The 23,357-nt window shown below is 66.6% G+C and carries 21 protein-coding genes and 2 pseudogenes; 10 read left to right on the top strand and 13 right to left on the bottom strand.

Translation table 11 applies throughout. The features are described 5' to 3' along the window. Positions 1-74 precede the first annotated feature (74 nt). Positions 75-842: pseudogene (locus A5777_RS13305) on the bottom strand (alpha/beta hydrolase); the annotation flags it as partial. A 171-nt stretch (positions 843-1,013) separates the two neighbouring features. Further along, complete coding sequence (gene zapE / locus A5777_RS13300; protein WP_064862991.1) at positions 1,014-2,030, bottom strand: cell division protein ZapE; 1,017 nt, start codon at positions 2,028-2,030, stop codon at positions 1,014-1,016. A gap of 35 nt (positions 2,031-2,065) precedes the next feature. Here zapE and A5777_RS13295 point away from each other — a divergent pair, with 35 nt between their 5' ends. The 4 genes from A5777_RS13295 to msrB all read left to right on the top strand — a co-directional run bounded on the left by A5777_RS13295 (position 2,066) and on the right by msrB (position 6,297). Next, positions 2,066-2,818, top strand: a complete 753-nt coding sequence (locus A5777_RS13295; protein WP_064862990.1) for a pyrimidine reductase family protein — start codon at positions 2,066-2,068, stop codon at positions 2,816-2,818. 14 nt (positions 2,819-2,832) lie between these two features. After that, positions 2,833-4,446, top strand: a complete 1,614-nt coding sequence (locus A5777_RS13290; RefSeq protein WP_231895056.1) for an alpha/beta hydrolase — start codon at positions 2,833-2,835, stop codon at positions 4,444-4,446. Between the two features lie 89 nt (positions 4,447-4,535). After that, positions 4,536-5,807, top strand: coding sequence for a glycosyltransferase family 87 protein (locus A5777_RS13285; protein WP_064862989.1), 1,272 nt, complete (start codon positions 4,536-4,538; stop codon positions 5,805-5,807). A 43-nt stretch (positions 5,808-5,850) separates the two neighbouring features. Beyond that, entirely contained in the window at positions 5,851-6,297 is a 447-nt protein-coding gene (gene msrB / locus A5777_RS13280; RefSeq protein WP_064862988.1) for a peptide-methionine (R)-S-oxide reductase MsrB, read from the top strand. Between the two features lie 13 nt (positions 6,298-6,310). Here msrB and A5777_RS13275 read toward each other — a convergent pair whose 3' ends face one another. The 4 genes from A5777_RS13275 to hemE form a co-directional block, all read right to left on the bottom strand. Further along, on the bottom strand, positions 6,311-6,997 hold the full coding sequence (locus A5777_RS13275; RefSeq protein WP_064862987.1) for a haloacid dehalogenase type II: 687 nt from the start codon (positions 6,995-6,997) through the stop codon (positions 6,311-6,313). Positions 6,998-7,017: 20 nt separating this feature from the next. Further along, entirely contained in the window at positions 7,018-7,713 is a 696-nt protein-coding gene (hemQ, locus tag A5777_RS13270) for a hydrogen peroxide-dependent heme synthase (protein ID WP_064863009.1), read from the bottom strand. A 124-nt stretch (positions 7,714-7,837) separates the two neighbouring features. Then, entirely contained in the window at positions 7,838-9,253 is a 1,416-nt protein-coding gene (hemG, locus tag A5777_RS13265; protein ID WP_064862986.1) for a protoporphyrinogen oxidase, read from the bottom strand. A 19-nt stretch (positions 9,254-9,272) separates the two neighbouring features. Continuing rightward, the gene (hemE, locus tag A5777_RS13260) at positions 9,273-10,298 is read right to left on the bottom strand and encodes a uroporphyrinogen decarboxylase (protein ID WP_064862985.1); all 1,026 of its coding nucleotides are present in this window, start codon (positions 10,296-10,298) and stop codon (positions 9,273-9,275) included. A gap of 195 nt (positions 10,299-10,493) precedes the next feature. Between hemE and A5777_RS13255 the strand changes: the two genes are divergently transcribed. Both A5777_RS13255 and A5777_RS13250 read left to right on the top strand, forming a co-directional pair. Further along, complete coding sequence (locus A5777_RS13255) at positions 10,494-11,132, top strand: DUF3000 domain-containing protein (protein WP_064862984.1); 639 nt, start codon at positions 10,494-10,496, stop codon at positions 11,130-11,132. Positions 11,133-11,142: 10 nt separating this feature from the next. Then, the gene (locus A5777_RS13250) at positions 11,143-12,435 is read left to right on the top strand and encodes an HRDC domain-containing protein (protein ID WP_064862983.1); all 1,293 of its coding nucleotides are present in this window, start codon (positions 11,143-11,145) and stop codon (positions 12,433-12,435) included. Between the two features lie 9 nt (positions 12,436-12,444). Here the strand turns inward: A5777_RS13250 and dxs are convergent, their stop codons facing one another. The 3 genes from dxs to A5777_RS13235 all read right to left on the bottom strand — a co-directional run bounded on the left by dxs (position 12,445) and on the right by A5777_RS13235 (position 17,879). Continuing rightward, positions 12,445-14,421, bottom strand: a complete 1,977-nt coding sequence (gene dxs, locus A5777_RS13245) for a 1-deoxy-D-xylulose-5-phosphate synthase (protein WP_064862982.1) — start codon at positions 14,419-14,421, stop codon at positions 12,445-12,447. A gap of 105 nt (positions 14,422-14,526) precedes the next feature. Continuing rightward, on the bottom strand, positions 14,527-15,855 hold the full coding sequence (locus A5777_RS13240) for a class I SAM-dependent RNA methyltransferase (RefSeq protein WP_082933664.1): 1,329 nt from the start codon (positions 15,853-15,855) through the stop codon (positions 14,527-14,529). A 20-nt stretch (positions 15,856-15,875) separates the two neighbouring features. After that, positions 15,876-17,879, bottom strand: coding sequence for an APC family permease (locus A5777_RS13235; RefSeq protein WP_197500852.1), 2,004 nt, complete (start codon positions 17,877-17,879; stop codon positions 15,876-15,878). Between the two features lie 216 nt (positions 17,880-18,095). On the opposite strand from A5777_RS13235, the gene A5777_RS13230 reads away from it, so the two are divergent. Both A5777_RS13230 and A5777_RS13225 read left to right on the top strand, forming a co-directional pair. Continuing rightward, positions 18,096-18,761: a potassium channel family protein gene (locus A5777_RS13230; protein ID WP_197500851.1), complete on the top strand. Its 666-nt coding sequence runs from the start codon at positions 18,096-18,098 to the stop codon at positions 18,759-18,761. Between the two features lie 9 nt (positions 18,762-18,770). Beyond that, positions 18,771-19,430 (top strand): potassium channel family protein, encoded by a 660-nt coding sequence (locus tag A5777_RS13225; RefSeq protein WP_064862979.1) that lies wholly within the window; start codon positions 18,771-18,773, stop codon positions 19,428-19,430. Here the strand turns inward: A5777_RS13225 and A5777_RS13220 are convergent. Both A5777_RS13220 and A5777_RS13215 read right to left on the bottom strand, forming a co-directional pair. After that, positions 19,404-20,090, bottom strand: coding sequence for a DUF3159 domain-containing protein (locus A5777_RS13220; protein ID WP_064862978.1), 687 nt, complete (start codon positions 20,088-20,090; stop codon positions 19,404-19,406). The genes A5777_RS13225 and A5777_RS13220 overlap by 27 nt on opposite strands. After that, positions 20,071-20,448 (bottom strand): OB-fold nucleic acid binding domain-containing protein, encoded by a 378-nt coding sequence (locus tag A5777_RS13215; RefSeq protein WP_005201887.1) that lies wholly within the window; start codon positions 20,446-20,448, stop codon positions 20,071-20,073. Before A5777_RS13215 ends, A5777_RS13220 begins: the two co-directional genes overlap by 20 nt. Positions 20,449-20,580: 132 nt before the next feature. Here A5777_RS13215 and A5777_RS13210 point away from each other — a divergent pair, with 132 nt between their 5' ends. After that, positions 20,581-21,342, top strand: a complete 762-nt coding sequence (locus tag A5777_RS13210; protein ID WP_064862977.1) for a hypothetical protein — start codon at positions 20,581-20,583, stop codon at positions 21,340-21,342. Between the two features lie 8 nt (positions 21,343-21,350). Here the strand turns inward: A5777_RS13210 and A5777_RS13205 are convergent, their stop codons facing one another. Then, entirely contained in the window at positions 21,351-22,184 is an 834-nt protein-coding gene (locus tag A5777_RS13205) for a DUF3710 domain-containing protein (RefSeq protein WP_064862976.1), read from the bottom strand. 92 nt (positions 22,185-22,276) lie between these two features. Beyond that, positions 22,277-22,753: pseudogene (dut, locus tag A5777_RS13200) on the bottom strand (dUTP diphosphatase); the annotation flags it as partial. Between the two features lie 23 nt (positions 22,754-22,776). Between dut and A5777_RS13195 the strand changes: the two are divergent. After that, positions 22,777-23,340, top strand: coding sequence for a DUF3093 domain-containing protein (locus tag A5777_RS13195; RefSeq protein ID WP_064862974.1), 564 nt, complete (start codon positions 22,777-22,779; stop codon positions 23,338-23,340). Positions 23,341-23,357 lie beyond the last annotated feature (17 nt).

Raw genomic sequence — 23,357 nt, 5'->3', positions numbered from 1 at the left:
GCCGGGGCCGCAGAATTCGCCATAGCCAATTCTCTCAAACCACGAACCATAAACTAATTACCGACACGCGACACTAGCGAGAGATCAGGCAGTCCGTTGCCGACTGAGACGTAGATCGGCTTCCCGCGTAGCGAGGCGATGTGTTCTGCAGGGTCGTGTGCGGCCCAGAGCGGGCTGGTGATCGGTCCCCACATGTTGTCCGGGTTGCCGCCGCGCGTTTGGACGGTCGCCGCAGTCGCGCGACGGAAATCCGGTGTCCCCTGATCGAGACATCCGCTGAATGCTGCAACGCCCGAATACATTTCGGGATTTCGGACCGCGATCGACATCGCGCCGAGCGCGCCCATCGACAGCCCACCGATTGCTTTCACGCCGTTGGTGTCGAACCGCTTCTCGATAAGCGGCGGGAGTTCTTTGGTCAGAAACGTCTCCCACTGGTTGTTCTTGAGCACGGGGTCGTTCGACCGCCAGTCGGTGTAGTACGAGCCCGTCCCTCCGATCGGAAGCACCACGTAGACCTGCTTGTCGGCCATGAACTTCTCGATGTCGGTATGGTAGGTCCAGCCGCTCTCGGTGTAGTTCGTGTAGACACCGCCGTCGATTCCGTCGAGGAGGTACAGGGTCGGACGCGGCTTCGAGCGATCGCGCGGCAACAGCACGCTGACCGTGATCCGTCGCCCCATGGCCGCGGAGTATGTCGTCACCTGCGCACGCGTCGCGGTCGCCATCCGTACCGCCTCGATGCGCGACGCATCGGTGGCGACGGCCGGGGCCGCAGACGCTGGCGCCGAAATCGCCACTCCCACAAAGAGTGCCGCGACCAACGCAACAGCCGCCGTCATCACTATCCGCACAAATACCCCCAGGGTCGAGTCAAACGAGACGCCGACGCATCCCGCCCATGAGCGCAGATTCCCGTCCCCCGACACGTCTACACTACTGAGGAGTAAGTAAAGCACGGCCGACTTTCAGTGAACACTCGAACACCGAAAAAGGTGGCCCACCAGACGGTGCTAGCCGATGGCTGATTCCGACGACCGAGACAGCGCGAGGAGTCGTGACGTCGCACGGAGATACTTCTTGCGGTACCCGCCGGCAAGCATCTCGTCGGTGAAGATCTCGTCGAGCTTTCCTCCCGACACGGTCACCGGAATGTCGGCGTCGTAGAGCCGGTCGGCGAGAACGACGAGGCGCAATGCCACCGATTGGTCCTTGGCCGGATGCACGTTACGGATGCCGACAAGGGAGACGCCGTCGACCAACGCCTTGTACTTCGACGGATGCAGCGTACTCAGGTGCTCACAGAGGGCGTCGAAATCGTCGAGGGTCGCGCCGGGCGTCGACTCTACGAGCGAAACGAGGTCGGCGTCGCTGCGCGGATCGGGGGCAGGCGGCAGATCGCGGTGGCGGTAGTCGGGTCCGTCGACGCGGATGGTATCGAAGACGGATGCGAGCTTGCGGATCTCCCGGAGGAAGTCCTGTGCCGCGAAACGCCCCTCACCGAGTTGCCCGGGAAGTGTGTTCGACGTCGCGGCGATCGACACACCTTGCTCGGTGAGTTCGGCGAGCAGTCGCGAGATCAGCATGGTGTCGCCGGGATCGTCGAGCTCGAACTCATCGATGCACAACACCGAGTGATCGGAGAGCCGCTCGACGGCCTGCATGAATCCGAGCGCGCCGACGAGATGCGTCACCTCGACGAACGTCGCGAACGACTTGGGTTCGGGCATCGCGTGGTAGATCGATGCCAACAGGTGCGTCTTGCCGACGCCGAACCCACCGTCGAGGTAGAGCCCGACGCCCTGCTGTTGCTTGTTGCGGGAGAACAATCCCCGTTTGCCACCGCGGACCTTGCGTGCGCGCGTCACGAAGTCGCGTGCGGCGTCGACGGCCTGCGACTGCGTAGGCTCGTTCGGGTCAGGGATGTAGGAGTCGAAGCTGACCTCGTCAAAGGTCGGTGGAGGCACCATCTCATCGATGAGAGCGTCGGGAGACACGACCGGATTGCGGTCGACAAGACTGGCCACCATAACCGGAGCCTAGCGATAGCTGTCGGAAGGACGGGATGCTCTACCTGCAGAAAGCGACCCAGGTCACATTCTCACCGGACAACGACCTCGACGGTCTGGCCGATCTGTACGCCTATCCGTCCGATCTGGAGGGCTCGTGGCTGCGCGTCAACATGGTGTCGACGCTCGACGGCGCGTCGGCGTTCCAGAACAAGTCGGGCGGCCTGGGGGGTGCAGGAGACAAGGCGATCTTTCGGGTTCTCCGCGGTCTGTGCGACGTCGTACTCGTCGGCGCGCGAACCGCGACGGCCGAGGGATACGGTCAGCCTGAACCCGACACCGCGTTCACCGACCGCAGGTCGGCGGCGGGTCAGCCGCCCGCACCACGCCTGGCCCTGACGACGCGGTCGCTGACGATCGACCCCGACTTCGCTCCACTGCGCGATCCCGGCACTGTCGTCATCACCACCGCCGGAGCCGACCCCGCCCGGCGGGCCCGTCTCGTCGACGCCGGCGCCACGCTCGTCGATTGCGGCGATGACTCGCTCGATCCCCACGTCGTCACGAACTACCTCGCCGCCAGCGGGTCCCCACGAATCCTGTGCGAGGGCGGCCCGAGCCTGCTCGGCTCCTTCGTCGACGCCGATCTCGTCGACGAGCTCTGCCTCACGATCAGTCCGAACCTGCTGTCCGGCGACGCGACGCGTATCGCCCACAGCGACAACGACGACGCGGCACTGCACCGTCTGCGCCCCGTGCACCTCCTCACCGACACCGACGGCTATGTCTTCAGCCGGTGGAGCCGTTGACTACGCTCGCCCACATGCGATCTGCGCGAGGCCGACACGGACAACCCCGGCGACCCCGTCACCCCTGGACCGTCGTCATCGGCGCCACCTGCGCTCTCGTCGCGGCGCTCGTCGTGTCGTCGTGCGCAGTCGGCCCCGACACCGGACCAGGACTCGTACCCGCGGGCGACGGCGGCGGCAACCAGTCTCCGGCGTCATCGAGTGCCGCACCACAGATCCCCGCACTGCAGAAGCCGCGCAACGAACTCGACTGGCGCGAGTGCGGTAGCCGGGTCGCACGGGACTACTCGACGACGGCGCCGAGCGGCGTGACCATCGAGTGCGCCACTCTGCCCTCCCCCATCGACCCCGATCGCCCCGGAGACACCGTCGACGTCGCGTTGACCCGGGCCCGGGTGGCCGATACCCCCGCCGACGCTGCGCCTCTGGTGCTGACCTCGGGCTCCGACCTTCCTTCGTCGCGCACATTGCTGCTCCTCGCGGGCGGCGCGGGCAAGAAACTCCTCACGAGCAATCCGGTGGTCGCAGTCGACAGGCGCGGGATCGAACGCAGCGGCGCACTCGACTGCCTGACGCGCGACGAACGCTCGACGATCCGCAACAACGGCCTCGGTGGTGGGTCGTCGGACACATCTGCGCGGCTCACACGGCTGTCCGCCGCGGCGTCGACCGCCTCGGACGGCTGCACCGAAACACTTTCTCCTAACCAACTGCATTTCGGCATCTCCTACGCGGCGTCCGATCTGGAATCGCTGCGTGAGCGGTGGGGAGTCGACAGGCTCGGGCTGATCGGCGTGGGCGAGGGGTCAGACGTGGTCATCGCGTACACCGCCCAGTACGGCGGTCGGACCGGGCGCATCATCCTCGACACACCGACGCCCTTCGGCGCGAATGCCCGTGACACCGGCGCCAACGAAGCGACCGGAGTCCAGGCCGCACTGCGAACCTTCGCCCAGCGCTGTTCCTCTCTGCCGTCGTGCGCGTTCGGGGCCAACGGAACCCAGACGATGCAGAGCGTGCTCGACAAGGGGCGCGACGGTCAGCTGGGCGGCATGTCGGACACCGATGCGCTGACCGCGATCACCACGGCACTCGCACTCGCGCCCAACAGTCCCGACGGAATCAACTCGGTGGCATCGGCCATCGCCGCCGCCGACCGCGGAGACACCCGTGCCCTCTCCGGACTCGCCGACGATGCGGCGTCGCTGCGTGAGTCGGACGGACAGCTCGTCGCCGCGTGCAACGACGTGTCCGGACCGATCGGCCAGAACGAGATTCCCGGCCTTGCAACGACCTGGAGCAAGCAGAATCCGCTCACCGGAAACAACTCGGCACTCTCGCTCGGTAGGTGCCTCGGCTGGGCGTCGACACCCACGGTCAATCCGCCGAACTCGTACCCTGTCCCACCGCTGCTGCTCAACGGCACCGGCGATTCGATCAACGGCGGCAACGGCATCTCGACCGTCAACACGGTGCTGACAAAGGCGGGCGCAGACTCGGTCAGCGTGACGTGGGAGGGCCTGGGCTACTCGGTGCTCGCCCGCAGTGACTGCGCTGCCGACGCGGTCTCCGACTACATCGAGCAGGCACCGCTGAGCGGGCCGTCGGAACGCGGTTGTCCGACCTGACCGAGTCCCGCAAAACGCGTCGCAGGATTCCTACGCCGGCACGGCGGGGCCGACGCCGTGTCGGACGCCACTCGTAGTACGGTTCGCGGGTGGCCTCTCTCGACAGGATTCTCTACCCGCAGATGACGGTGCAGCGGATCATCCCGCTGGTGCTGTGGCCGCTCACGATCATGACGGCGATCCACCGGTCGGTGATTCTCGCGATCAACGGCGACCGGACCGACGACTTCACGCCCGTCTACCAGGCCGCGTTGCGGTTCATGAACAACCAGTCGGTCTACAACGAGAATCTCAACACCGTCGACCCGCATTATCTGTATCCGCCATCCGGGACACTGTTGATGGCACCGATCTCGGTGCTGGATCCGCAGACCGCACGCTGGACCTTCATCGGGGTCAGTGTGCTTGCGTTGGTGATCTCGGCGCTTCTTCTCACCAAGCTCTTTGGATACTCACTCAAGTCGTGGGTCTTGCCGACCATCCTGTTCTTCTTCTTCATGACAGAGTCGACGGCCCACACTCTGATCTTCACGAACTTCAATGCCTTTGTGCTGCTTGGCATGTCCGCATTCATGCTCCTGATGATGAAGCGTCAGGATTGGTGGGCCGGTGTACCGATCGGGCTGACCATCGCCGTCAAGCCGGTGCTCGCCCCCCTCCTGCTGCTCCCGCTGCTCAACCGTCAGTGGCGCATCCTGGTCACCGGAATAGCCGTCCCGCTGATCCTCATGGTCATCGCGTGGCCGCTGTCGGCGGACCCGAAAGCCTTCATCGACCGAACACTCCCCTATCTCGGCGAGGCACGCGACTACTACAACAGCTCGATCGCGGGCAACGGCGCCTACTTCGGTGTCGCACCGTGGCTGGTACTCGTTCTGCGCATCGCGTTCGTTCTGATGGCCGTGTTCTCGCTGTGGTTCCTGTACCGCTACTACCGCACGACCAATGAACTGCTATGGCTGACCACCTCGTCGGGTGTGCTGCTGACCACCACGTTCCTCGTGGGCGCGCTCGGGCAGGGCTACTACTCGATGCTGCTGTTCCCGTTGATCATGACCGTCCTGATCCCGGGCTCAACCATCCGCAACTGGCCGGCGTGGCTCGGGATATACGGCTGCATGACTTTCGACTCGTTCTACTCCCGCGAATGGACGGCCTTCGGCTGGATGCTGGAATACAACAAGGTCACCTACGGCTGGTCGCTGTTGATGATTGCCGTGTTCTGCTCACTGCTGTTCCGTTATCTCGACGTGCGGGGACAGGGTGAGGGTTCGCTCCAGCGGCAACCGGAGGTTCCGGCCGCCGAGGCACCGTCGTCCACAGACACCGCGGCTGACCGGACCGTCAGCCAGCCTCGATAACGGGCCAGTGGCACGGCCAATGCGACACTCGTACCGTTGAGTCATGACATCTGAGACTTCTGGAAAGTCGACTTCCGAGAGCCCCGAACAACTGTCGAACCTCACCGACGAGCAGTGGCGTGAACGCCTCACCCCGCAGGAATTCCGCGTGCTGCGGCAGGCGGGCACCGAAGCGCCGTTCGTCGGCGAGTACACCGACACCAAGACCACCGGCGTGTACCGGTGTCGAGCGTGCGGTGCCGAATTGTTCCGCAGCGACCAGAAATTCGATTCGCACTGCGGATGGCCGTCGTTCTTCTCACCGTTGGCGGGCGACGCGATCATCGAACGATCCGACGACTCGATGGGGATGCGACGCACCGAGGTTCTGTGCGCCACCTGCGGCTCGCACCTGGGCCACGTCTTCGCCGGCGAGGGCTACGACACCCCGACCGACCTGCGGTACTGCATCAACTCGATCAGCATGACGTTGGAGCCGGACGAGAGCTGACAGGTCGCGCCGATCAGCAGCCGAGCTGATCGGCCAGGTCGTCTAATCCTGTGGCGCGGAAGTCGTCGAGCGAGTTCGGGGTTTCGTCTTTGTGCACCGGACCCCACTCGCGCGGACGTTCGACGTAGGCGGTGCGCAGTCCGCACGCGCGCGCCGCGTCGAGATCCCACGCGTGCGTGGCGACCATCAGGACGTCTGACGGCTCAACCTGCATGAGGCGAACGATCCCGAGGTAGACCTCCGGCGACGGTTTGTAATGCCGCCACAGGTCGGCGCCACCGAGGAAATCCCAGTCGAATCCGTTGTGTTTGGCCATCTCGGCGAGTAGCGCCACGTTTCCGTTGCTCAACGCGGAGACGATGAACTTCGACGTCAATCGGCGTATTCCGCCCGCCGCGTCAGGCCACCCGGGAATGACGTGCCAGGCGTGGACGGCCGCGTCCAGCTGCGCCGGGGTCGCCGTGATGTCGTACGAGTCCCGCAGCAATGCGTCCAGTGACTCGCGGTGGATGTCGTCGAGCAGTGTCCACTGCCTGGCACCCGATTCGATCAGCTCCAGCGAGGGCGCGTAGGTGTCTCGCCAGTCGTTCGCGAGCTGTGAGGCGCCGACGGTCGGAAACTGTTCGGCCAGAACAGCACTCACACCCGTATGCCAATCGGTGACGGTGCCGAACGTGTCGACGGCCAGGACCTTGACCACGTGCCCTCCTCGTTCGTGAACTAAGGCAGCGCGTCGACGAGGTCGACGACCTCGACGCGTGGTCCCGTGAAGAACGGAATCTCCTCGCGCACGTGACGGCGAGCCTCGGTGGCGCGCAGATCGCGCATCAGGTCGACGATCCGGTGCAACTCCTGAGCCTCGAAGGCGAGCAACCACTCGTAGTCTCCGAGCGCGAACGAAGCAACCGTGTTGGCCCTGACGTCCTTGTAACCACGTGCAGCCTTGCCGTGTTCCGCGAGGATCGTCCGACGCTCCTCGTCGGGGAGCAGATACCAGTCGTAGGAGCGCACGAACGGATAGACGCAGATGTACTTTCCTGCCTCTTCACCGGCGAGGAAAGCGGGCACGTGGCTCTTGTTGAACTCTGCGGGCCGGTGCAGCGCCGCTGCGCTCCACACCGGATCGCACGCCTGGCCGAGCACCGTCTCGCGGCGGAATCGGCTGTAGGCGGCCTGCAACTGCTCGATGTGCTCGGCGTGCCACCAGATCATGAAGTCGGCGTCGGCGCGCAGTCCCGACACGTCGTACACGCCGCGCACGACGACGCCCTCGTCCTCCAGCGACTTGAAGAAGTCGGTGGCGTCGGACTTGGCCTGGTCACGCTCGTCGCCGAGCTCGCCAGGGCGCACGGCGAAGACCGAGAACATCAGGTAGCGGATCGTCGAGTTCAGTGCGGTGTAGTCGAGGCGGCTCATGGGATCAATGGTGCCACCGGCGCGCGCCCTCGAACCGGGCAGGGTGGTCTCCACTCGGGAGCTCGCCAGCGCTCGCGCCCGCTCGACCAGCGGAGTCAGGCTCGCGCCCGCTCGCCCAGCGGAGTCACGGCTCCAGGTCGCCGAGCAGGCGTTCGACGGCCCTGCCTGCCTGACCGATGCACGCGGGTACCCCGACGCCACGCACCGCATTGCCCGCCAGGGCGAGCCCCGCGGGCAGCGACGCTTCGACCCTCGCCATCGTCGCGAGATGTCCTGGCGCGTAACGCGGTAGCTCCCATCGCTGCACGAACGTGTCGATGACGCGTCCGGTCAACGGCTCGATGCCTGCGGCTGCGCACACTCGATCGAGATCGGCCAGCGCCCAGTCGCGCAGGCGATCGTCGATGCCCGGCTCGACGTCCTCGTCGGGAATCGACTGCCCGTACCGGCCGAAAGACGCACGCACCGACAGCAACGCGCCTGGTTCGCCGAGATGCGCCCACTTGCGCGAGCTGAGTGTGAAAGCCTTGGCGCGCAGGTTTTCTCCCGTTGCGACGAGGACGCCGGAATTGTCGGGAAGTGCGGTGTCAGGTGCCAGTGTGATGGACACGACCACCGATCGCGCCCGCTCGACAGCCAGCAACGTCGACGCGGCGTCGGGCGCCTCTCGGCGGAGCATGTGTCCCGTCATCCAACACGGTGTCGACAGAACGACGCCGTCGTAGCTCGCATCGGTAGCGGCCGGCCGATCGCCCGTGAAGAGGGCCCACCGCGAGCCGTTGCGTCGGACGTCGGTCACCGCGGCGCAGGTGCGGAGGTCTGGTCGCGCGGCGTCGAGCAGCGCCTCGACGAGGACGCGATATCCGCCTATCAACGTTCCGAAGACCGGCCCGGTCGCGGTCGGGTTGGCAAGCAAAGCGCCGACCGCCGCCGTCAGACTCGGCGCACCCGCATCGAGCTGTGCCGCGAGAGCCGGAAGTGCTTCGCGCACACCGATATCCGCGGCGAGGCTCGAATACACCCCGCCGAGCATCGGGTCGACGCTGCGCGACACCACCGACGGACCGAACCGGTGGGCGACAAGATCTCCCACAGAGACGTCGGTACCGGGAGCCCATTCCAACGGGCGGTCGGGTTCGGCACGCATCCGCTCGAGATCTGCCGGATCGACCAGACCGGCCACCGCGTCGGGCGTCGCGGGAATCCCCATCAGCGCGGGGCGGGGCATGTCGTGCAATCGGCCGCACGCCCACAGTGCGGGTCGACGCCCGGTCGGTGACACCACCCGATCAGCCAGACCGAGCTCGGTGACCAAGCCGAGCGCCTCCGGTCGTCGCACGATGAAGGCCTCGGCGCCCACATCAACGAGCACCGATCCCCGACCGTCAGCACCGACGTCGACCGTCTTGAGGATTCCGCCCGTCCGCTCCCCTGCTTCGTAGAGGTCGATACGTGCGTCGGGACCGAGTCGCTGCCGCAGCCGGAACGCCGCGGTGAGACCCGAGATGCCCGCTCCGACAACGGCGACGTCGATGGTCATGTCCTCACCTCGCGAGCGTTCAGATCGAATGAACCAGTTCTACGCTCCGCGTGATCACATCCGGATCGGTTCCCGGCAGCACACCGTGCCCCAGGTTGAAGATGTGCCCTGCGGCGCCGTGCACGACGGCACGCTCACCCTCGGCGACGATGCGTCGAACATGTTCGTCGATCGCGGCCTCGCCTGCGAAAAGCACTGTCGGATCGAGGTTTCCCTGCACTGCGACACCTCCGCCGACGCGGCGCGCGGCATCGTCGAGCGGCACGCGCCAGTCGACGCCGATCACGTCGGCCCCGACCTTGGTCATGGACTCGAGCAACTCCCCCGTTCCGACACCGAAGTGGATGCGGGGCACGCCGAAATCGGAGACCTCGGCCAGCACGCGCGCACTGTGCGGCGCGACGAACGTCCGGTAGTCGGCATCCGAGAGCGCACCCGCCCACGAGTCGAAGAGCTGGATCGCGTCGACTCCGGCGTCGAGCTGGGTCCGTAGGAAGGTGATGGTGATGTCGGCGAGGCGACCCATCAACGCATGCCAGAGTCCCGGATCGGAGTACATCATCGACTTGGTGATCGTGTAGTTGCGGCTCGGCCCGCCCTCGATCAGATACGAGGCGAGGGTGAACGGCGCACCCGCGAATCCGATGAGTGCGGTTTCGTCGTCGAGTTCGTCGAGGATCAGCCCGATGGCACGCGCGATCGCGCCCACCGATTGGGGGTCGAGCGCCGGGAGCTGCGCCACGTCGTCGACGGTACGCACCGGATGCGCGATGACCGGGCCGGTACCCGCGACGATGTCGAGGTCGACACCGGCAGCCTTGAGCGGCACGACGATGTCGGAGAAGAGGATTGCTGCATCGACGTCGTGGCGGCGCACCGGTTGCATCGTGATCTCACAGACCATCGCCGGGTCGAAGCACGACTCGAGCATCCCGTGATCGGCGCGAATGGCACGGTATTCGGGCAGGGAGCGACCTGCCTGCCGCATGAACCACACCGGACGTCGTGTGGGTGCGCCGCCGGTCGCGGCAGCGATGAGCGGCATCTGAGCATGATTTCGGCGCGTGCGGGCAGGGTGTGACATCACCGATCACTCTGCCATGTGGGGCACAGACGCAGGCCGACCAGGTCGGCCTTGCTCGCCGAGCTCCCCCGCCTGCCTCGACACGCCGACGACCGAGGACCTACCTGCCCGGCGCGCCTCCCGTCGGCCACGCCTACCTCACTCTACCGTCGAGATGTGACCTCCTCCGGAGCTCCGACGGAGCCTGCTGACTTCCGCACCGCGGTCGAGTCGCTGCGGGGGACGGATCGGCCCGACCTCGATGTCGCGCCGAATCTGGGCGGTGTGCAGCGACTCGCCCCGTACAGCTATGCCGTGGGCGCCGAAGTCCGCGTACCCGATATCGACGACGACGTGCCGGTCGACTCGTCGGGAAGTGCATTCGGCCGACTGGTCCTGCTCTACGACCCGGCAGGCCAGGACGCCTGGAACGGCACCATGCGCCTCGTCGCCTACATTCAGGCCGAGGTCGAGGCCGCGCTGGCAATGGATCCTCTCCTGCCCGAGGTGGCGTGGAGTTGGCTGTCCGACGCGCTGGGCGCCGAGGTGGGTTCGACGTCGAGCGACGGCTCGCGGACGTCGCGGACCGGCGAACCGATCGTCGTCACCGCGCTCGGCGGAACTGTCACGTCGACGACGTCGGTGCGCTACGGCGACATCGCCGGACCACCCAGGGCACATCAACTCGAACTGCGAGCCTCGTGGACCGCACCGACCTCCGACGGCCTCGGTGGCCATCTCGAGGCGTTCTGCGACGTCCTGTCGTCGGCTGCGGGCCTCCCCCCGGTCGGGGTCACCGAGCTCGGTTCGGTGTGAGTCCATCGGTATGAGTACATCCGACGAGCGGCCCGCCGACCCCGGCAACGAGGTCGTCGCCGAACCGTCCGTCGAACCACTACTCGCACCAGCCGACGGTGTTCCACCGGTGCTGTCCCGCGCGGCGGACTTCGCCTATGCCGCCGAATGCCTTGCCGCCGGAACCGGCCCCATCGCCGTCGACACCGAACGCGCCTCGGGATATCGATACTCGCAGCGTGCGTACCTCGTTCAGCTGCGTCGCACCGGCTCCGGCTCGTTTCTGCTCGACCCGATCAGCGAGCCAGAGGCACTGGCCCCGGTGATCGAGGCGCTCGACGGCCCGGAGTGGGTGTTGCACGCCGCCGATCAGGATCTGCCCTGCCTACGCGAACTCGGTTTCCGCTGCGAGACGGTCTTCGACACCGAACTGGCCGGACGGCTGCTCGGAGAACCCAAGGTCAATCTCGCGGCGATGGTCGCCACCTATCTCGAACTCGGCCTGCAGAAGGGCCACGGGGCCGCTGACTGGTCGCGGCGACCGCTCCCCGACGACTGGCTCAACTACGCAGCGCTCGACGTCGAGGTGCTCGTCGAATTGCGCGACGCCGTGCAACAGGCGCTGGTAGAGCAGGGTAAGGACGAATGGGCGCGCCAGGAGTTCCGATACGTTCTCGACCGGCCGGCTCCTGCCCCACGCGTCGACAAATGGCGCAGGACCGCCAACGTGCACACGGTGAAGAACAGCCGATCGTTGGCAGCGGTCCGCGAGCTCTGGGCTGCGCGTGAAGAACTCGCCCAGCGACGCGATGTCGCGCCCGGCCGGATTCTGCCGGATTCGGCCATCGTCACCGCGGCCAACGCCATGCCTACATCGCAGGCGGAGCTGACCCGACTTCCCGTCTTCGGCGGCCCACGGCAACGACGTCAGGCCGGCATCTGGCTCAGCGCGATCGATCGTGCACGCAGCCTCCCCGAATCCCAACTGCCGTCGAAACGCGGTCCGACAGTAGGACTCCCGCCGATCAGCAGGTGGGAGCAGCGCAACCCCGACGCCGCGAAGCGCATCGCGCAGATCCGTCCGATCGTCAACGAGATCGCCGAGAACAACACCGTGCCCGTCGAGAATCTGCTCGCGCCCGACCTGGTACGCCAACTCGCTTGGGACGGAGTAGATCTGCCCGCGACACCCCCCGCCGTCGACGCATATCTCGCGGCGGGCGGTGCGCGGCCGTGGCAGCGCGAACTGACTGACGTCGCTCTTGCAGACAGACTCAATGCCGCTGCGGAAGCGCCTGCGGCCGAGCCGGATTCGACGAGCTGACCTCGAGCGTCAGCCCCGGTCGCCCTCCGGCGTGTCGGCGCCGGCACCATCACGCGCCACGTCGATCGCCTCGTCGGCGTGCTCGAGCTCTGGCACCGTCTCCATCCCCGACACCGTGGCCGTGATCGACCGCGCGAGATCCTGAGCCGTCAGACCGAGCTCGGCCAGAATCTCGCCACGCGACGCATGTTCGATGAAACGCTGCGGAATCCCGCGAAGTTGCACGGGCACAGGCACTTCCGCGTCGGAGAGGGCGGCGCTGACGGCAGCTCCCACTCCCCCGCTCACACCGCTGTCCTCGAGCGTCACCACCAGCCGATGTCGGCGCGCGAGGTCGACGATCGACTCGGCGACGGGCAGCACCCACCGCGGATCGACGACCGTCGCGTCGATGCCCTGCTTGGCCAGCCGGTCCGCGGTGTCGACGGCGAGACCACAGAACGCGCCGACGGCGACGATGAGTACGTCGCCCGACGCTTTTCCGACGCCAGGTGACGACCGACGCAGGATGTCGACGCCGTCGTCGAGACGCTCCACCGCGCGAATGTCTTCGGGTACAGCGCCCTTTGAGAAGCGCAGTGCGGTCGGGCCGTCGTCGACGGCAAGCGCTTCGTCGAATTCTTCGCGAAGGCGGACGGCGTCGCGCGGTGCGGCGACGCGCAAACCGGGAACCATCGCCATCAGCGACAGATCCCACATGCCATGGTGACTGGGGCCGTCCGGCCCGGTGATCCCGGCACGGTCGAGGACGAGGGTGACCGGCTGACGCAGCAACGCGACGTCCATGAGGAGTTGGTCGAATGCGCGGTTGAGGAATGTCGAGTAGATCGCGACCACGGGGTGCATGCCGCCCAGCGCGAGACCCGCCGCCGAGGTGAGCGCGTGCTGTTCGGCGATGCCTACGTCGAACATCCGATCGGGATACTTCTCGCCGAACGGTGCGAGCCCGGTCGGGCCGGGCATCGCAGCGGTGATCGCGACCACGTCGGGACGCGTCGCACCCGCTTCGAGGAGTGCCGCGGAGAACACCGACGTCCAGTCCTGCGCCGACACCGACTTCGCGCGGCCGGTCTTGGGATCGATCACACCGGTCGAGTGCATCTGATCCGCCACGTGATTCTCGGCGTGGATATAGCCGTTGCCCTTGCGGGTGACGGCGTGCAGGATGACCGGACCGCCGAATGATCGTGCCCGCGCGAACGCCGCCTCGAGCGCTTCGACATCGTGGCCGTCGACCGGCCCGACGTACTTGAGCCCGAGGTCGGTGAACATCTGCTGGGGCGCGAGGAGGTCTTTGATCCCGCTTTTCATGCCGTGCAGCACCGCGTACGCGGGTCCGCCCACAACGGGCAACATCTGCATCACACGACGGCTCTCGTCGAGGAAGCGTTCGTATCCGGGCTGGAGTCTCAGACCCGACAGGTGCGCCGCGACGCCGCCGATGGTCGGTGCGTAGGAGCGCCCGTTGTCGTTGACGACAATCACGACCGAGCGGTCGGAATCGGCGATGTTGTTGATCGCCTCCCAACACATTCCGCCGGTGAGCGCGCCGTCGCCGACGATCGCGACGACCGTGCGGTCCTGACCGGTCAGAGCGAACGACTTCGCCAGTCCGTCGGCGTAACTCAGCGCTGCTGATGCGTGCGAGGACTCGACCCAGTCGTGCTCGCTCTCGGCGCGATCCTGGTACCCGGTGAGTCCGTCGCGTTGACGCAACTCGTCGAAGCCCGCGGCCCGTCCGGTGACGATCTTGTGCACGTACGACTGGTGGCCGGTGTCGAAGATCACGGGGTCGACAGGCGAATCGAAGACGCGGTGAAGCGCGAGCGTCAGCTCGACGACCCCCAGGTTGGGGCCGAGGTGGCCACCTGTGGCCGACACTTTCTCGATGAGGAATTCACGGATCTCACCGGCGAGTACCACGACCTCATCCGGCGACAGCGCCTTGAGATCGGCCGGGGAAGAGATCCGCTCGAGCACACTCATCGAGTCCTCCTACTACGCACACCGGCCGCGCGGGCTTGTCGCGGTCGTGTCGAACAGTCTACGGACCTCGCGGCAGTGCCCTGGGTCACCGCAACCGCGAGCTGGTCACACACCGGCGGCCGCGATCGGCACCAGCACGGCGATCGCCTCGACGTGGTGCGTTAGCGGGAAGGCGTCGAATGCCCGCATCCTGGTGACCGCGTATCCGCGTTCGGTGAACAGCGCGAGGTCACGTGCGAACCGCGCGGCGTCGCAGCCGACGTGCACGACGATCTCGGGCGACGCGGCGACGATCCTGTCGATCACGCGGGTGCCTGCGCCGGTTCGCGGCGGGTCGAGGACGACGACCTCCGGTGACGGCAACGACTCGATCACATCGGCGACCTCGCCATGATGAGTGGTCACCGACGAGTCCTCCTCGTCGAACACCGCATCAGCCGCGGCCAGTGCGGCGGCGTCGGAGTCGACGATGTGGACCTCACGGAGGTCGACAGTGTCGACGAGGGCGCCCGCGAACACACCGGCTCCGCCGTAGAGATCCCAACAGGTCGCGGGTGGCGAGACGTCGGTCGAAGCGACGAACTCGGCGACGGTCTGCGCGTAGACGGTCGGTGCCATTCGGTGTGCCTGCCAGAAGCCGGTCACCGGAATCGACCACTCCCGCTCGCCCACGCGGTGGCGGGCGGCGGCGTCGCCTTCGAGTACCGTTGTGGCCCTGCGTGATTCGACACTACGTCGACGACGCTGCGCGGCGCTCCTGCCACGATCGCGACGAGAATGTCGCCGCGGCGCCACTGCCGGCGCGAGTTCGGTGATGTGCCTGCGGCCGACGTCGTCGGCGACGATCGCCAACTCCGCACCGGGCGTGAAGCGGCGGTCGTCGAGCCCGTCGAGCAGACCTGCGACCGGCTGTACACAGTCGACACCGACGACGAGGTCGCCGCTGTGGAAGCGGTGCTGTCCGCTTCGGCCTGCGTCGTCCACCGCGAGACGCGTCCGCACACGCCAGCCGGTGGCGTCGTCGGACAATGAGCGGATGCCGATCGAGGGTGGCGCATCGGGGTCGGCGTCGGCGGCGCACCAGTCGTGGACGCGATCGGCGGTGAAATGACCGACCCGCACGAGCACGTCCTCGAGCGCCTGAGCCTTCAACGTCCGCGCGTGGCCCGGTTCGATGAAGGCGAGGTCGCAGCAGCCTGCGCCGTGAGCAGCCGCCGGGCAGATCGTCTCGACGCGATGCGGCGAGGGGTCGAGGATCTCTATCGCCTCCGCGCGCCAGAACGACTCCGCTCGGGTGTCGACGACGCGCGCCGTGACCGTCTCCCCGGGAATGGCGCCGCGCACGAACACCACACGTCCGTCATCAAGTCGCCCGACGGCATCTCCCCCGTTGGCCGGGCGATCAACCCGCACGGTGACGACAGGTGCGGTCACGGGTCGTTGCGGCGTGGAGCTCACTGGCCACCCAGCGCTCGTCGGGTGTCACCTGGGGCGTTGTACTCGAGGTCGTCGCGGCGTCGGTCCGACGACGTGAGCTGCCAGGGCACCGACGTGACCATGACGCCCGGCTCGAACAGCAGGCGCGTCTTGAGTCGCAGTGCCGACTGGTTGTGCAGAATCTGCTCCCACCAGTGACCGACGACGTATTCGGGGATGAAGACGGTGATCACGTCGCGCGGATGCTCGCGGCGCACCCGACGCACGTACTCGATCACCGGGCTCGTGATCTCCCGGTATGGCGACGCAATCACCTTGAGCGGCACCTTGATGTCGCTTTCCTCCCACTGCGACACCAGTATTCGCGTGTCGCGGTCGTCGACGTTGACCGTGATGGCCTCGAGGACGTCCGGCCGCGTGGCGCGGGCGTAGAGCAACGCGCGCTTGGTCGCCATGTGCAGCGTGGAGACCAGGACGATCGAATGCGTGCGGCTCGGGAGAACCTGGTCTTCCTCTGCTTCGACACGCTCGAGTTCGCGTTGGACCGATGCGTAGTGGTGGTGGATCAGCTTCATCAGCACGAACAGGATCACCATCGCGAGGATGGCGATCCATGCGCCCGCGGTGAACTTGGTGATGAGCACCACCACCAGGACCGTCGCCGTCATCACCAGGCCAACCGAGTTGATGACCCTGGACTGCTTCATTCGACGCCTGGCACGCGGATCGGTCTCGTGTCGCAACAAACGCGTCCAGTGACGCACCATGCCCGCCTGGCTCAGCGTGAACGAGACGAACACGCCGACGATGTAGAGCTGGATGAGCGCGGTGACCTCACCGCCGAATGCGACGACGAATGCGATCGCCGCGACGGCAAGGAAGATGATGCCGTTGCTGAAGGCGAGGCGATCACCACGAGTGTGCAACTGTCGGGGCAGGAACCGGTCCTGCGCGAGAACTGAACCGAGTACCGGGAATCCGTTGAACGCGGTGTTGGCCGCGAGCATCAGGATGAGGGCCGTGGCGACGGCCACGAAGTAGAAGCCCGCCGGGAAACTCTCGAAGACGGCCTGCGCGAGCTGCGCGATGAGCGCCTCCTGCTGAAAGCCGGGTGGCGCGCCGATCAGGTCGCGCGCCGGGTCGGAGACGTACTTGGCGCCGACCCGCTCGGCGAGCCAGACGATCCCGAGCAGCAGCACGATCGCGATCGTTCCCAGCATGAGCAGCGTCGTGGCTGCGTTGCGCGACTTCGGTTTCTGGAATGCGGGCACGCCGTTGCTGATCGCCTCGACACCGGTCAGTGCCGCCGAACCCGACGAAAACGCTCGCGCGATGAGGAAGATGAAAGCCACACCGGCGAGATGCGTGTTCTCCGCGCGGATACCGAAGTCGGCGGTCTCGGCGCGGACGTCACGTCCGAGGACGAAGATCTCGGTCGCGCCCCACAGGAGCATCGCGATGACCCCGATGATGAACGCGTAGGTGGGAATGGCCAGCACCGAGCCGGATTCCTTGATGCCGCGCAGGTTGACGGCTGCGAGCACGACGATCGCCGCCACACAGAACCACACCCGATGCTCGTGCACGAACGGTATGGCGGAACCGATGTTCTCCGCGGCCGACGAGATCGAGACCGCGACGGTCAGCACGTAGTCGACGAGCAGCGCGCTGCCGACGACCAGACCCGCCGTCGGTCCGAGATTGACGGTTGCCACCTCGTAGTCGCCGCCCCCGGACGGATAGGCGTGGACGTTCTGTCGGTAGCTCGCGACGACCACCGCCATCACGACAGCGACAGCGATCGCGATCCAGGGCGCCAGGGTCATGGCGCTGAGACCTGCAACCGAGAGGACCAGGAAGATCTCCTGCGGCGCGTAGGCGACAGACGACATCGCGTCAGAGGCGAACACGGGCAGCGCGATCCGCTTGGGCAGCAGCGTGTGGCCCAATTTGTCACTACGGAACGGCCTGCCTAAGAGCAGTCGTTTCGTCGCAACAGACGCCTTTGACACGGTGGACACCACGCAACACTAAGACCTAGCGCTCGGGTTGGGCCACTACGCCCCCGGCGAGGTCTATCAAGCGGCTGTGAACTCCGCGTGTGGGCCAGTTCGCACGGCCCGATGTCGCCGGGGTCATCGGGCGGGTAGGTTCAAGTCGCGCGGACAATCGGCGGCAACCGCCTGCGTCGACGCTCCACCGCGCCCGACTAGCAGTGAACCCACGAGAGGATCGATGTGCGGGTAGTCATCATGGGGTGCGGACGAGTGGGATCGTCCCTGGCGATGGCCATGCAGAAGCGCGGTCACCAGGTGGCCATCATCGACCGCGATCCGGCCGCGTTCACACGACTGTCCGACGACTTCACCGGCGAGCAGATCGTCGGGGTCGGGTTCGATCGCGACGTACTCGCCCGCGCCGGGATCGACCGAGCCGACTCGTTCGCCGCGGTGTCCTCGGGCGACAACTCCAACATCATCGCCGCGCGCGTCGCGCGCGAGACCTTCGACGTCCCTCGCGTCGTCGCCAGAATCTACGACGCGAAGCGAGCCCAGGTCTATGAGCGACTCGGGATTCCCACCGTCGCAACGGTGCCGTGGACGACCGAGCGTTTCGTCTCGGCTCTCGGCGAGACGTCGACGACAACGGAGTGGCGCGATCCGTCGGGAACCATCGCGATCGCCCAGCTCGACATCCACGAGTCGTGGATCGGCATCACGTCGGTGAAGTTCCAAGAGCTCTCCGGGGCCCGCCTGTCTTTTCTGAACCGCCACGGCAAACCGATCCTCCCCGAAGCCAAAACCGTTCTGCAACAAGACGACATCGTGTTCGCATCGGTCCGCCTCGACGATCTCGCCGGTGTGCGCGCACTCGTCGCAGCGCCGCTGGCCCATGCCGATTAGAGGAGAGAGATGAAAGTCGCCATCGCCGGTGCAGGCGCAGTCGGTCGTTCGATCGCCCGTGAACTCATCGCGGCAGGCCACGAGGTCACGCTGTTCGAACGCCTCGCGAGCCACATCGACGTCGAGGCCGTCCACGGAGCGAACTGGCTGCTCGCGGATGCCTGCGAGCTGGCCAACCTCGAACGAGCCGGGTTGCAATCCTACGACGTGATGATCGCCGCCACCGGCGACGACAAGGCCAATCTCGTGGTCAGCCTGCTGGCGAAGACCGAGTTCGCGGTGAGCAGGGTCGTCGCCCGCGTAAACGATCCGCGCAATGAGTGGCTGTTCGGGGAGGGCTGGGGCGTCGACGTCGCGGTGTCGACACCTCGGCTACTGGCCTCGCTGGTCGAAGAGGCGGTGTCGGTCGGTGATCTGGTGCGGCTCATGACATTTCGTCAGGGTCAGGCAAACCTCGTCGAACTCACGCTGCCGCCCGACACCCCGCTGGCGGGCAAGCCGGTCCGCAAGATCGATCTGCCGCGCGACGCCGCGCTGGTGGCCATCATCCGTGGCGGCCGCGTGATCGTGCCCGAGCGCGACGATCCGCTCGAGGGTGGCGACGAACTCGTCTTTGTCGCCGCGGTCGAGGTGGAACCGGCGCTACACGCGGCGATCCACGGCAGCTGAGGCCCCGCCGGCGCGCGACGCGCGTCGGACGAGCACCATGGTCACCACGACTGCGAGCGCGGTGAGCGGCCAGCCCATCCCGATCCGAGCGACGGCCAGCCAACCGGTGTCGCCGCTGTCGTAGAGCGACGATTGTGCGAGATAGCGTCCCGCGAACACGAGTGCCCAGAATGCCGTGGCGACGTCATAGGCGATCAAAGTCCCGCGGTCGTGACGCCACTGCGTTCCGGTGCCGTTGACGTAATTCCAGGCCACGCCGATCAGCGGCCATCGAAGCAGGATCGAAGCGACCAGGACACCCGCGTACACCAGCGATGTCCAGATGCCGAACAGAAAGTACCCTTTCGCGTCGCCGACGCGATGGGCGATGAACGCGCAGATCGCCACGCCGAGAAAGCCGGAGATCGCCGGTGCGAGTCCGTCGTGACGGAACAGACGGACGGCCGCGACCGATACCGCCGTAGCGAGCGCCGCGATGATCGCAGCCGTCAGGCCGAATGCGGCGTTGACGGCCACGAATACAATGACGGGGATCGTCGACGAGATCAGGCCGGATACTCCGCCGAGCTGCTCGAGAACCGTCGGCGTCGGCCGTTCGCCCACCTGAGCTGCGTCGATATCCGACGCGGCGTCGGTACTGTCAGTCTTCTCCGTCGCCATGCAATTCGTAATCGGGGTTGTAGATCACCTTGGTGCCATTGTGTTCGCCGAGACGCCCACTCACGGTGATCTTCCGACCCGGCTCGATACCCGGTATGCGGTTACGGCCCATCCATTTCAGAAAGACGACGTCGCTTCCGTCGAAGAACTCCGCCTTGACCCCACTCTTGGCGGTGCGTGAACAGGTCTCGACCGCGCGCAACTCGCCATGCATCGTGACCTCGTCACCGCGCGAACACTCCACCGCGCGCTGGGCGCCGGTGGCCGCCGACTCCGCCGCGATCTTCTCCGCGTCGGCTTCTCCGAGATCTTCGGTGAGCCGCCTGGTCAGTCGCTTGAGATAACCGGCTGTGGGCATCACAACCTCCAAATAGCGATGTGGGCACGATCAGTGTTTCGGGCGCGGCTTATCGGGCTGAACCAACCGAGCCGCACTCGGTCAGCCTAGACCCCTGCGCTCAGCAGTTACAACGCACGGCATCATCGGTTCATGCCCTCGGCTGACACCGCGCCCCCACCAGCACCGACCGCGTTGATCGTCATGCCCGGCACAGGTTCGGACGACGACTACGTTCGACGAGCATTCGGGGCGGCTGCACGACTTCTCGACGTCGAGCTCATCGCTGTGAAACCGACCGCCGACCTCATCCCCGGATTCATCCGCGCACTCGACGCCGCGGCGCGCGAGCATGCGGTCGTCCTGGTCGGCGGCGTGTCCATCGGCGCGGTGACCGCACTGCGGTGGGCGCTGGACCGACAGTCCGCACACACCGGAACCTGTGCCGGCGTCCTGGCTGCGCTACCGCCGTGGAGCGGCGAACCGTCGGGATCGCTTGCCGCGGCGAGCGCCCGCCTGACCGCCGACTCCATCGAACGCGACGGACTCGACGCAACGATCGCGACGATGGTCTCGACGAGTCCCGAGTGGCTCGGCGTCGAGCTGAGTCGGTCGTGGCGCGCGCAGTCCCGCGACCTCGTCGCACAACTGCGCGCTGCGGCGGAGTGCGTGGCACCGACCCCGGACGACATCTCCGAACTCACTGTGCCACTTGCGATTACCGCTGCGGTCGACGATCCGCTACATCCCCGCGCAATCGCCGAGGACTGGTCGGCCGCTGCACCGCGCGCGGAGGTCGTCGACGTCGGATTGACCCAGTGGGGCATCGACCCCTCGGTGCTCGGGACGTCGTGCGCGCGCGCCTGGCTGCGCCTGAGTGCGGCGCCGGAGTCGGAGCCTGCCCGGCACCTATGAGAGGGAGGTCAGCGGCGTCGTCGAAAACGCTGCATGGCCGAGCCCGCCGAGCGGGGCTGATCGTCGGATGAGTCGACATCCCCACCGGCCGTGAACTCGGCGTCGGCGGTGGCAACACCCGTGTCCGTGCCACTCGTCTGCTGTGCCGTCAGATCGTCACCCGAGCCTGCAATGGCTCCGTCGGGTACGACGACGCCGGGCGGGACATCGCCACCCTCGGCCGACGCGCCCTCGAACATTTGCTGTTGTGCTGCGGCGACCTGCTCGGCCAACACCGGCGGCAGCACAAGCGGCAGCATCTCGCGGGGAGGTGCGGGCTCGGTGCCTCGACGCACCACCGACTCCGCGAGCACGGCACGGGACAGCTGGGACAGTTCGGACGCGGTGTCGTTCGGACCGCTCGCCACCAGCCGAACCATCCAGCGCGGGCCGTCGACTCCGATGAAACGATGACTGCCGCCCGGAACCTCTGCGACGATTTCGCGGCCCCAATGACCGTCTTCGATGCTCGTGGTCGCTCCGTCGTTCTTCAGTGAGTCGACGAGTTCACCTACCACCTCGCGCCACAGTCCCGGCGACTTCGGCGCCGCGAAAGCAGCGACGGTGATCCGGCCGTAGGGAGTCACCAGGTAGACGGCCTCTGGTTGATGGTCGGCGGTCATCTCGACGGTCACCTGGCCGCCTTCGACAACGGGCACCAGCACGGCGCCGAGGTCGAGGTGCGATTTCTCGAGATCCTCTGCCGGGGTGTCGAGTTCGGTGATGTCGTAGGGTCCGCGCGCCTGCCCGATGAGCAGCTGCTGGTCGGCAGTGTCCGACGCCGACTCGGGGTCTCGTGCCATCACGTGGGGTTCTCCTCGTTCGCGTTGTCGCCTGCGGTATCCGAGCCGTTGGCCGGGTCGACGATGCCCGGATCGACGGATCCCCCATCCGTCAGTATGGCGTGTCCGCCGCTCGATCCGTAGCCGCCCTCGCCGCGAGCTGTCTCGTCGAGCTCGTCGACCTCGGTGAAGTCGACCAGTTCGATCCGCTGGATCAGCAACTGCGCGATGCGATCCCCGCGCACGATGCTGATCGTCTCCGACGGATCGAGGTTGATCAGACACACCTTGATCTCCCCGCGGTACCCGGCGTCGATGGTTCCGGGCGCGTTGACGATCGACAATCCGGCGCGTGCGGCGAGTCCCGACCGTGGGTGGATCAGCCCGACCGTTCCGAATGGCAGCGCGACGGCGATCCCCGTTCCGACGAGCTGTCGACGGCCTGGCGGCAGTTCGACATCGATGGTGGAACAGAGGTCGACACCCGCATCGCCGGCATGAGCCCGAGTCGGCAGTGGAATGTCGGGATCGAGTCGCTTCACCGGGATCTGACCGATCGGTGCGGCGCCAGGGGTGGATTCTACGGTCACGAACGCAGACTACGCTGAGCTTTGTGAGTTCATCCGAACGCCCCGAGGAGACCGGGGCCCAGTCGCCAGGACCGACTGATCCGGCAGCAGACCGCTACAGCGAACGGCTGCGTGTGCCCCTGTGGTGGTGGCCTGCCGCGGCAGTGGTGACCGCGGTCGCCGGATACGAGATAGAGCTCTCGGCGCATCGCTCGTCGTGGAGTTTCGTCGGATACATCGCCGTCGGGCTGCTGTGTGCATTCCTGCTGTGGTCGATGGGCCGTACCCAGATCAGGGTCAGCGCAGACGGAGTCTTGCATGCGGGCAAGGCGCAATTGCCGAATTCTGTCATCGCGCGCGGGGCGAGTATCCCTGCGTCGGCCAAGAGCGCGGCGCTCGGTCGGCAGCTCGATCCGGCTGCGTTCCTCATGCACCACGCGTGGATCAAGACAATGGTGTTGTTGGTGTTGGACGATCCCGATGACCCGACGCCCTACTGGCTGGTGTCAACGCGCCATCCCGACAAGGTGCTCGCCGCACTGGGTATTCCCGATGCCAGCACGACGCACGCGGTGAGTCCTGAGCACTCGGACCGCGACCAGAGCTGAGGCGACCAGAGCTGGGG

Source organism: Gordonia sp. 852002-10350_SCH5691597 (assembly GCF_001665715.1).
In the GTDB taxonomy this organism is placed as follows: Bacteria; Actinomycetota; Actinomycetes; order Mycobacteriales; family Mycobacteriaceae; genus Gordonia; species Gordonia sputi.
This window is presented reverse-complemented; position numbering and strand designations above follow the sequence as displayed.

Coding starts and splice junctions, on each gene's coding strand:
- A5777_RS13290 (WP_231895056.1), top strand. CDS start 2,833: ATGCGATCTGCGCGAGGCCGACACGGACAACCCCGGCGACCCCGTCAC.
- dxs (WP_064862982.1), bottom strand. CDS start 14,421: ATGAGTGTGCTCGAGCGGATCTCTTCCCCGGCCGATCTCAAGGCGCTG.
- msrB (WP_064862988.1), top strand. CDS start 5,851: ATGACATCTGAGACTTCTGGAAAGTCGACTTCCGAGAGCCCCGAACAA.
- A5777_RS13215 (WP_005201887.1), bottom strand. CDS start 20,448: ATGCCCACAGCCGGTTATCTCAAGCGACTGACCAGGCGGCTCACCGAA.
- A5777_RS13205 (WP_064862976.1), bottom strand. CDS start 22,184: ATGGCACGAGACCCCGAGTCGGCGTCGGACACTGCCGACCAGCAGCTG.
- A5777_RS13295 (WP_064862990.1), top strand. CDS start 2,066: ATGCTCTACCTGCAGAAAGCGACCCAGGTCACATTCTCACCGGACAAC.
- A5777_RS13225 (WP_064862979.1), top strand. CDS start 18,771: ATGAAAGTCGCCATCGCCGGTGCAGGCGCAGTCGGTCGTTCGATCGCC.
- A5777_RS13250 (WP_064862983.1), top strand. CDS start 11,143: ATGAGTACATCCGACGAGCGGCCCGCCGACCCCGGCAACGAGGTCGTC.
- hemQ (WP_064863009.1), bottom strand. CDS start 7,713: ATGAGCCGCCTCGACTACACCGCACTGAACTCGACGATCCGCTACCTG.
- zapE (WP_064862991.1), bottom strand. CDS start 2,030: ATGGTGGCCAGTCTTGTCGACCGCAATCCGGTCGTGTCTCCCGACGCT.
- hemE (WP_064862985.1), bottom strand. CDS start 10,298: ATGCCGCTCATCGCTGCCGCGACCGGCGGCGCACCCACACGACGTCCG.
- A5777_RS13210 (WP_064862977.1), top strand. CDS start 20,581: ATGCCCTCGGCTGACACCGCGCCCCCACCAGCACCGACCGCGTTGATC.
- hemG (WP_064862986.1), bottom strand. CDS start 9,253: ATGACCATCGACGTCGCCGTTGTCGGAGCGGGCATCTCGGGTCTCACC.
- A5777_RS13220 (WP_064862978.1), bottom strand. CDS start 20,090: ATGGCGACGGAGAAGACTGACAGTACCGACGCCGCGTCGGATATCGAC.